Source organism: Roseibium sp., assembly GCF_025698965.1.
GTDB lineage: Bacteria > Pseudomonadota > Alphaproteobacteria > Rhizobiales > Stappiaceae > Roseibium.
The window spans coordinates 1-9,578 of the sequence record NZ_JAILWL010000244.1 but is presented as its reverse complement, the minus strand read 5'-3'; the positions used below and the strand labels follow the sequence as shown (position 1 = coordinate 9,578).

The following is a 9,578-nucleotide window of genomic DNA, read 5'->3' as shown; positions in this document are numbered from 1 at the left end:
GTTCGAGAGCAGCAAGAAGATCGTCACGCATGCGCGTAGCCGTTTCTTCGGTCAGGATCGGGATCAATTCCGATCGTGTCGCCACCCGGCCGGCATTTGTTTCGTATCTGGGATTTGCCGCAAGTTCGGGTTGTCCAAGCACAGTGCACAGCCGCTGAAACTGACCATCATTGCCAACAGCGATAATCAGATGGCCATCCTTCGCCGGAAACACCTGATAGGGGACGATGTTCGGATGTGCATTGCCGAGCCGTCTGGGAGACTTTCCGGAAACAAAATAGTTGAGTGCCTGATTTGCCAGAACACCGACCTGGGCGTCCAGAAGAGCCATGTCGATCCATTCGCCCTCGTCCGTGGCATCTCTTCTATGGAGCGCCGAGAGAATTCCGATTGTCCCGTAAAGGCCGGTGAAGATATCGGCAAAGGCCACGCCGATTTTCTGCGGGTCCCCCTCGGGGTCGCCCGTCAGATCCATGATGCCTCCCATACCCTGGATCATGAAGTCGTATCCGGCCCTGTGCGCATAAGGTCCGTCCTGACCAAACCCGGTGACGGAACAGTAGATCAGTTTCGGGTTGATCTTCTTCAGGCTGTCGTAGTCGAGCCCGTACTTTGCCAGACCTCCGACCTTGAAATTTTCGATGAGCACATCAGCTTCTGCAACCAGGTGACGAACAAGGTCCTGCCCTTCGGCGGTTCGAAAATCCGCGGTAATTGATCGCTTTCCACGGTTGCAGGCGTGAAAATAGGCGGCAGTTCGCCCCGCCTCGCCCTCTTCCTCGACGAAAGGCGGTCCCCAGCCTCTCGTATCGTCGCCCTGCGGGCTTTCTACCTTGATCACGTCCGCGCCGAGATCTGCCAATGTCTGGCCCGTCCAGGGACCTGCTAGGATACGGGCCAGTTCAACAACCTTGATGCCCTTCAGCGGCGCGGTCATGATGTCGTCCTCAATTCACAAGATCGCCGTCAGGCTTCCGAGATTTTTCGGTAAATGTGATATCGACCGGGATGAATGCCATCCGGTTTTTCCAGCGTTTCAAAATTCGGTACATCGAGTTCCAGCGCTGTGAGCACATACCCGCCAACCGCCATACGTTCGTTCAAAAGCGGGGCGAGCCAACTGACGATCGCAAGATCGTTGGTCGGGTCCGCGGAACCGATATCAATATGGGCAAAGGACGCCTTTGCACCGACCCGTGGCCCGCAAAACGCCAACGTGTCGCGGATATCCCCAAGGATCATGTGGTCCGCATCCGGCGCACAGCTCGGGTGACAGTTCATGGCGAAATCAAAAACAAAGATCTCCTTGTTCGGATAGATCTCGCGCAGGTGATCATAGGTCCGGCCATTGCCCAGACCCAGTTCGAGAACCGGACCTTCGACGACATTGACCTTGTCGACCAGATACTCAAGCAGAATTTTCTGGGAGGTCATGCGGCGGATAAAACTGTCCAAACGACTCATTAAATAGGTCCCTGTAACTTTCAGCGTTTCTCACATAGACAAAGCCTCGCCCAAGGTCAAAACCCCAGGCCCGATCAAACAGCTCTCCTGGTAACAATCTGCCATCGTGCGGCAACGTCGAAACAGGACTTTGCCTTATTCGCTGATCATGATAACGCGTTAGCAAGCACTGTTTTTCAGGAGCGCGGCCAGATGAATGGCTCTGCCCTGATCGAATACCTCAAGGGGCCCGGCCCTTGAATTCTTTTGTTTATGAGACCCTCAGGAGACCTCGATGCGTTCTGAAACGGCGCCTGCCATCCGGCTGGAAGATTATCAACCGCCAGCTTACAGCATCGAAAAGGTTCACCTGGATTTTCAGCTGGACCCAGTTGCGACAACAGTCACTGCAACATTGGTCGTCATAAAGGATGACGCAACCGCGCCTGGAACTTCACTGGTGCTGGATGGAGACGAGCTGACGCTCAAGAGCCTTACGCTAAACGGGTCGGCGCTGCCGGAGACCGACTATCAGGCCACACCGGACAAACTCGAAATTCTTTCACCACCTGAAACACCGTTCGAACTCACGATCACGACGGAAATCAATCCGGACACCAATACCAAGTTGATGGGTCTTTATCGCTCGTCAGGCACCTATTGCACACAGTGTGAGGCTGAGGGATTTCGGCGTATCACCTATTTTCTCGACCGGCCTGATGTGCTGGCCGTCTACACCACCCGCCTGGAAGCTCCGAAGGACGATTGTCCGGTCCTGCTTGCCAATGGCAATCCGGCTGAAACCGGTGATATTCCCGAAAGCGGCCGCCACTACGCCGTCTGGCACGATCCGCATCCCAAACCGGCTTATCTATTCGCTCTGGTCGCGGGCGATCTGGCGAAGGTTCCGGATCACTTCAAGACGGCATCGGGCAATTCGGTTGACCTCAACATCTATGTCGAACACGGCAAGGAAGCGCTGTGTGGCTGGGCGATGGATTCGCTCAAACGTTCGATGCGCTGGGATGAAGAGGTATTCGACCTTGAATATGACCTTGATGTTTTCAACATCGTTGCCGTCTCCGATTTCAACATGGGGGCAATGGAAAACAAGGGTCTGAATATCTTCAACGACAAATATGTCCTGGCCGACCCTGAAACCGCTACCGATCAGGATTATGCCAATATCGAAGCCGTGATCGCCCATGAGTATTTTCACAATTGGACCGGCAATCGCATCACCTGTCGCGACTGGTTTCAACTGTGCCTCAAGGAAGGCCTGACAGTGTTTCGCGATCAGGAATTTTCGTCGGACATGCGATCCCGTCCGGTCAAACGCATCACGGATGTGCGGTTGCTGAAGTCGCATCAATTCCCTGAGGATGCCGGACCGCTGGCCCACCCGGTCCGTCCGCGGGTCTATCACGAGATCAACAACTTCTACACAGCCACGGTCTATGAAAAGGGTGCCGAGGTTGTGCGCATGCTCAAGACGGTTCTGGGAGCTGAAAAGTTCCATGCCGGCCTCGATCTCTATTTCAAGCGACACGATGGTGAAGCCACCACGATCGAAGCATTCCTGACCTGCTTTGAGGAAGCAGCCGGGACGAACCTTGGTCAATTTGCGCTGTGGTATGAACAGGCGGGTACACCGGTCGTCTCCGTGAAGACGAAACACGACGCCGACCGGCAGACCTTTTCTGTTTCGCTCTCCCAGGAAATACCGCCTGTGCCGGGCCAAAGAGCAAGCAAACCAGCTGTCATTCCACTCAAGTTCGGCCTTATCGGTCCGAATGGCGAGGATATGGAAACCGGCATACCCGAGGGGGCCGATGTGACCGGTGACGTCTTGTTGCTCGACAAGTCCTATCAGGAAGTAACCTTCAGCAATGTCGCTTCAGCACCGGTTCTGTCTTTGCTGCGTGAATTTTCCGCTCCGGTGCGCCTAGACCAGCAGCTGAATGCGCGGGAACTGCTGTTTCTAGCCGCCAAGGACAACGACCCGTTCAACCGCTGGCAAGCGGTCCAGACGATTGCGATGCAGGATCTTGTGCGTTTGTCGGCACTTCTTCGTCAGGACGAGACCTGCGCTCCCTCAGATGACGTTATAGATGTGTTCGGAACGGTTTTAACCGACCCATCCCTGGATGCAGCTCTGAGGGCGCAGGCACTGACCCTGCCAAGTGAAGCGGATATCGCTCAGGAAATCGGAAAAAATGTCGATCCAGACGCCATTTTCGCAGCCCGTGCACTGCTTCGCGAAGCAATATCGCAACGCTACAGCGCCGAGTTCCTGGCATTGATAACAGACCTTGCCGCCGGCGACGCTTATTCCCCGGACGCGGAAATGGCAGGCAAGCGCGCCCTTTCCAACAGGGCCCTCTCCTACTATGCGTCCTCCGACCGTGACGATGCTGCCCAAGTCGTGTGGGACAAGTTCAGGTCAGCCGACAACATGACAGACCGGCTCTCTGCACTGACACTTCTGGTGCACGACCAGTCGGACCACAAGGACACCGCCCTTCTTCAGTATCGCCAGCGACATGAGGCTAACTCTCTTGCAATGGACAAATGGTTCATGACCCAGGCAACCGCACCTGGTGAGGCAACACTTGCCAAGGTTCGGTCTCTGATGTCCGATCCGCTTTACGATACCAACAATCCGAACAGGGTCCGGTCACTTTTGCAGGCCTTCGCCACCGGCAACCCAACACAGTTTGCGCGTGCGGATGGCGGTGGATTTGACCTGATCGCCGACGCCGTTCTGGAAATCGACAAACGTAATCCTCAAGTTGCTTCGCGTCTTTTGACCAGTTTCCGCTCGTGGCGAGCCTTTGATCCACAGCGATCTGCCCTTGCGGAATCCGCCCTCCTGCGAATTTCTTCATGCGAAGAACTATCAAGAGACAGCCGCGATATCGTCGATAGAACCCTGCAATAGTCTGCAATACTGGAAAAGGTTAACAAGTCACCAGAAAAACCGGGCACGCGTTAACTATTTTCTTCTTTGTCGGGGCTGGACAAAAACGAACCTTTTGATTCAAATGGAAGTGATTCGGGGCGAGCTCCGATGAGGCGGACTTTGAGGCACACTTCCTATGGCGCGAGCACTGGCTGGCGACGCGACTGCGCGGCGCAGCGACAAGGATTCGATTCAGGCAAAAAGCGCAAGCAACAGAGGCTTGCCGCTGCAATCATTGCTCGGTTCGCTGCGTGACAGCCTGCTGCGCTCGGACAGCCTCATGCGGCGTGCAATTCCCGCACTGGCTATCCTATTCATTCTGGTTCTGGCCCTGTTCCGAACAGGTGAGTTGGCATCAGAATACTCCGAGACCAACCTGGCTGCGCAGAACACGCTCAGTCTGATGGCGACCGTTGTAACCACGCGGCTGAACGCGATGGACAAGGCGGTCCCGGAGATCGGCTACCGGACAACGCTCAAGCGCTTGCTCGCAGACAGCCTGCCTGCCGGAGCCACCAGCCGGGAACGCATTTTCCTGGTGGCGGATCAGACGGGTACAATCGTCGCCTCCGCCCCGGCTTTGCCTGGGTTGGAAAACCGCCCGATCAGCGACCTCCTTGCCCCTTCTCAACCACTGACAGTGTTTGGAGCGCGGGCCGGAGTGCTTTCCGTTCCCGTCGATCTCGGCGGGCTTGACGGCGAAGAACAGGTCCTGGCGACGGTCCATCATCTCGACGGACAATTCGGCATGGTTGCCGTCTTGCAGCCGGAGAGCGCCATCTATTCGAAATGGCGCGACGATCTGTCCGCGAACGTCACTCTCTTTGTCGGCACCTCCCTGGTGTTACTGGCCGTTGTGTATGGCTTCTTCAGTCAGGCGACCCGGGCAGAGCTTGCCGACGACATGTACGCCACGACGCGTGGCCGTATCGACACCGCTCTGACGCACGGCCGCTGCGGCCTGTTCGATTGGGACCTGTCTCGTGGCAGAATGTTCTGGTCTTCCTCGCTTTACGAAATGCTGGGCAGGGAACCAAAGGACGATATCCTGAGCTTTGCCGATGTTGCCGACATTACCCATCCGGACGATATCGACCTCCTGGGTCTTGCCGAACATCTGTTGGAAAGTGGTGAAACGCTGGTCGACGAAACGTTCCGCATGCGCCATGCAGATGGAAGCTGGATCTGGCTGCGTGCCCGTGGTGAAATCCAGTCTGAATCCGGCCGGGCAGAACCGCACCTGATCGGCATCTGCATCGACATCACCGAACAACATCAGCTGGCCGAACAAAGCCGTATGGCCGACCTGCGCCTCAGGGATGCAATCGAAACCATTTCCGAGGCCTTCGTCCTCTGGAATGCCAAAAACGAGCTGGTGATCTGCAATTCCAATTATCAGTCACTGCACAGTCTGCCGAATTCGGCCATCAAGTCTGGAACACCTTACAAGGACGTTATGGCCGCCGCCTCCAATTCCGAAGTTGCGCCGCATCCCGTGACGGTGACCCAACGCGGCGGTGCACCTGAAGGGTCTTACGAGGCGCAGCTGGAAGACGGCCGGTGGCTACAGATCTCCGAGCGTCGGACCAAAGACGGCGGTTTCGTATCCGTTGGCACCGACATTACCGCCCTTAAAAAGCACGAAGAAAAACTGATGGAATCGGAAAAGCGGTTGAAGGCGACCGTTACCGATCTGCAGAAGTCCCGCAAGACGCTTGAAATCCAGGCTCGCCAGCTTGTCGAAATGGCGGACAAATATCAGGAAGAGAAAACCCGCGCGGAAGCGGCGAACCAGGCAAAGTCCGAATTCCTGGCCAATATCTCGCATGAGCTGAGAACGCCGCTCAATGCCATTATCGGCTTTTCCGATATCATGACGCAGGAGATGTTCGGCCCGATAGGCACAGACCGGTATTCCGACTACTGCAAGGATATCTATTCGTCCGGCACCTACCTTCTCAATGTGATCAACGACATTCTCGACATGTCCAAGATTGAAGCCGGCCGGATGTCCATTGAAACAGAGGTCGTCAACGCAGCTGAATCTGCAGCAGATGCTGGTCGTATCGTTACCGGCGCCGCCACCGAAAAGAACATCACAGTCGTGGCCGAGGTTGCGGACGCATTCAATGTCCATGCCGACAAGCGGGCGCTCAAACAGATCCTGCTCAATCTGCTGGCCAATGCGGTGAAGTTTACGCCGGACAATGGCACGGTCACGCTCAAAGCTCAGCCGCATGGTGACAAGTTGCGTTTTGAAGTCGCGGACACCGGCATCGGCATTTCGGAACGGGACATCGAACGTCTGGCACAGCCGTTCGTGCAAGTTGAGAACCAGTTCACCAAGACCCATCAAGGGTCCGGTCTCGGCCTCGCCATTGCCCGGTCTCTGGTCGAACTCCACGGCGGCAAACTGACCATTGCCTCGGAGGTCAAGAAAGGCACGACCGTCAGTTTCACTTTGCCGATCGCGGACGCGTGAACCAAAGCCCGTGCGCCGACGCAGATACGCTCTATGTGAAAGAGTTGCAGGACACCAGCAGGCTCCTAACCGGTGACGGCTTCAACATCGCCAACCAGACGTTCGAAGGTCGCGCGCACTTTTTGCTGCAATTCGGTCAATTCCGCTTCGAGACGCGAGAAGGTCGGACTTCCCGAAGCCTGTACCAGTAAGTCCAGAACCCCGCCGGGAGCCTCCGTCGGGACGAATTTGCCGGAAATGGCAAGACGAAGGACCTGTGTCAGGCGCTGATAGAGGCGAAGCGCTTCGAGGAGCAGCTCCGCATCACCCGGATTCAGGCAAGATGCATCACGTAGCTGTTCCAGAGCGTTTTCGGTTCCCTGGGCGAGAACGGACGGATTTTCATGGGCGTGAGCTAATTGCAAAAACTGTGCGAGAAATTCGATGTCGACCAAACCGCCGGCAACCTGTTTCAGATCCCAGATGTCTTTGGTGCCCTTTTCCTTCTCGATCCGGGCACGCATGGAGCGCACTTCGTCAGCCATCTTGGATCTGTCTCGCGGTTGAACAAGCGTTTCCTGAATGCTTTCGGAGATCTTTTGAGCAAACTCCGGTGTTGTCGAAGCAATTACCCTGCCCCGCGTCAGCGCCATATGTTCCCAGGTCCAGGCGTCCTTCTTCTGATAGGAAATGAAACCGTCCAGATTGGTCGCCAGCGGACCGGCATTGCCTGACGGTCTAAGCCGGAAATCCACTTCGTAAAGAGCCCCTTCCGCAGTCGGTGCCGACAGCGCCGTTACAAGACGCTGTGTCAGGCGAATGTAGTACTGCGATATAGCCAAGGGCCTTTTGCCATCCGACTGCTTGACGTCTTCCGGAGCTTCATAGAGCAGGATCAGGTCCAGATCGGAAGCAGCCGTCATTTCACGTCCGCCCAGCTTGCCCATTGCAAGAACCGCCACATTGCCACCCGGCACGGAGCCATGGGCTTCGCCGACGTGGTTGATAACCTGTGTCAAAAGGCGGCCAACGACGACTTCCGCCAATCGCGCCAGCGCGAATCCAACCCGATCAGCGGTCAGAGTGTCCGAAATCAGCCGCAAGCCGATCAGGAACTGCTGCTCCTGTGCGAATATCCGCGCCCGATCCAGGGCTTCCTCGTAAAATCTTGATTGCGCCAATGTCCGGTCAAGACCGGCTCGAAATTCAGCGACACTCGGCATTGCACCAAAGAACGCGGGATCCAGAACGGCATCGAGAACATGAACCCGCTTGGACACGGTCTCGGCCATGCGAGGCGCCACACCCATTGTTGTTGCCAGCAGTGTCAGCAATTGCGGGTTCGACCGCAGCAGGGCAAAGAGCTGCACACCGGCAGGGAGCTTTGCCAGAAAACTGTCGAAAGCCAGAAGGGCAGCATCCGCATTATCAGTTGCCGCAAGCGCGCCAATCAGGGACGGATGCATTTCGGTGAGGCGCTCGCGCGCCTTGGTGGAGCGGGTGCACGGATACCGGCCGAAATGCCAGGATTTCACGATGCTTGCGGCTTCCGAGGGTTGTTTGAAACCTAACCGCGCGAGTGTCTCCAACGTACCTGGATCATGGTCGTCACCGGTAAAGACCAGATTGCCGAGCTCTGAAGACAGCCCGGGTTCGTCTTCAAACAGTTCCGCATAATGATGCTGAACTTTCTTTAAATGCCCCAGAAACACGTCTTCGAACGCTGCCAGGTCTTCAAATCCCATCAGAGCAGCAACGCGCATCAAACCTTCTTCATCCTTGGGAAGAAGTTGCGTCTGCTCGTCATTGAGCATCTGGATCCTGTGTTCGACATCTCGCAAAAACCGGTAGGCCTTGCGCATATCGTCCCGCGCCTTTTTGCGAATCCAATCGGCATCACACAGCGCGTCCAGCATCTCCAACGTCCTTCGCCCCCTCAGTGCAGGGTTTCGGCCACCGGCGATCAATTGCTGGGTCTGAACGAAGAATTCCACTTCCCGAATACCGCCGCGGCCAAGCTTGACGTTATGGCCGGCGACCGCAATTGCGCTGTGGCCCTTGTGCATGTGGATCTGTCTTTTAATCGACTGCACATCGGCGATCGCAGCAAAATCCAGGTATTTACGCCAGATAAACGGCGAGATTTCCTCCAGGAAAGAGTTGCCGGCCGGAATGTCTCCGGCACAGGGGCGCGCCTTGATCAGTGCGGCCCTTTCCCAGTTCTGACCGAGAGACTCATAGTAGACAAGTGCTGCAGGCAGAGACATCGCCAAAGGTGTCGCGCCGGGGTCCGGACGTAGCCGCAAGTCTGTTCGAAACACATAACCATCGGCGGTCCGGTCCTGCATGATCTTGACCAGACGCCTTGTGAGCCGCACGAACTCTACCGGCGCCTCGGCGTTGCCTGTCATCGGTGCCTTTGCCGGATCGTAAAGGACGATCAGATCAATATCAGATGAATAGTTCAGTTCATTGGCGCCGTGCTTTCCCATGGCCAGCACAATCAGGCCACTTTCCACTTCCGGCCTTTCAGGATCGTGTGGATCAAATTTGTTGCGCCGGGTCAGATCGTTCAGACAGAAGCGGATTGCTGCTGTCAGCGCGGCATCCGCAAAACCGGCCAGTGCGGCGGTGATAACGTCGAGATCTATCGCGTTGCAGATATCCGCAAGACCAAGCGTTAACGCCAAATCCTGCTTGAGAAGTCGGAGC

General features: G+C 56.2%; 5 protein-coding genes. 2 read left to right on the top strand and 3 right to left on the bottom strand.

The window, feature by feature from the left end; translation table 11 throughout:
• Window positions 1-937 (bottom strand): CaiB/BaiF CoA-transferase family protein (locus K5905_RS19045; RefSeq protein WP_297586652.1); only part of this gene is annotated, 937 nt, incomplete at its 3' end.
• Window positions 938-966: 29 nt separating this feature from the next.
• Window positions 967-1,464 (bottom strand): class I SAM-dependent methyltransferase, encoded by a 498-nt coding sequence (locus tag K5905_RS19040; protein WP_297586649.1) that lies wholly within the window; start codon window positions 1,462-1,464, stop codon window positions 967-969.
• Between the two features lie 274 nt (window positions 1,465-1,738).
• Here K5905_RS19040 and pepN point away from each other — a divergent pair, with 274 nt between their 5' ends.
• A complete protein-coding gene (gene pepN / locus K5905_RS19035) occupies window positions 1,739-4,384 on the top strand; it encodes an aminopeptidase N (RefSeq protein ID WP_297586647.1) in 2,646 nt (881 codons plus the stop codon).
• 157 nt (window positions 4,385-4,541) lie between these two features.
• Complete coding sequence (locus tag K5905_RS19030; protein WP_297586645.1) at window positions 4,542-6,887, top strand: PAS domain-containing sensor histidine kinase; 2,346 nt, start codon at window positions 4,542-4,544, stop codon at window positions 6,885-6,887.
• A gap of 65 nt (window positions 6,888-6,952) precedes the next feature.
• On the opposite strand, the gene K5905_RS19025 is transcribed toward K5905_RS19030, so the two are convergent.
• Window positions 6,953-9,578: bifunctional [glutamine synthetase] adenylyltransferase/[glutamine synthetase]-adenylyl-L-tyrosine phosphorylase (locus K5905_RS19025; RefSeq protein ID WP_297586643.1), on the bottom strand; the 2,626-nt coding region annotated here is incomplete at its 5' end.

Coding starts and splice junctions, on each gene's coding strand:
- K5905_RS19040 (WP_297586649.1), bottom strand. CDS start 1,464: ATGAGTCGTTTGGACAGTTTTATCCGCCGCATGACCTCCCAGAAAATT.
- pepN (WP_297586647.1), top strand. CDS start 1,739: ATGCGTTCTGAAACGGCGCCTGCCATCCGGCTGGAAGATTATCAACCG.
- K5905_RS19030 (WP_297586645.1), top strand. CDS start 4,542: ATGGCGCGAGCACTGGCTGGCGACGCGACTGCGCGGCGCAGCGACAAG.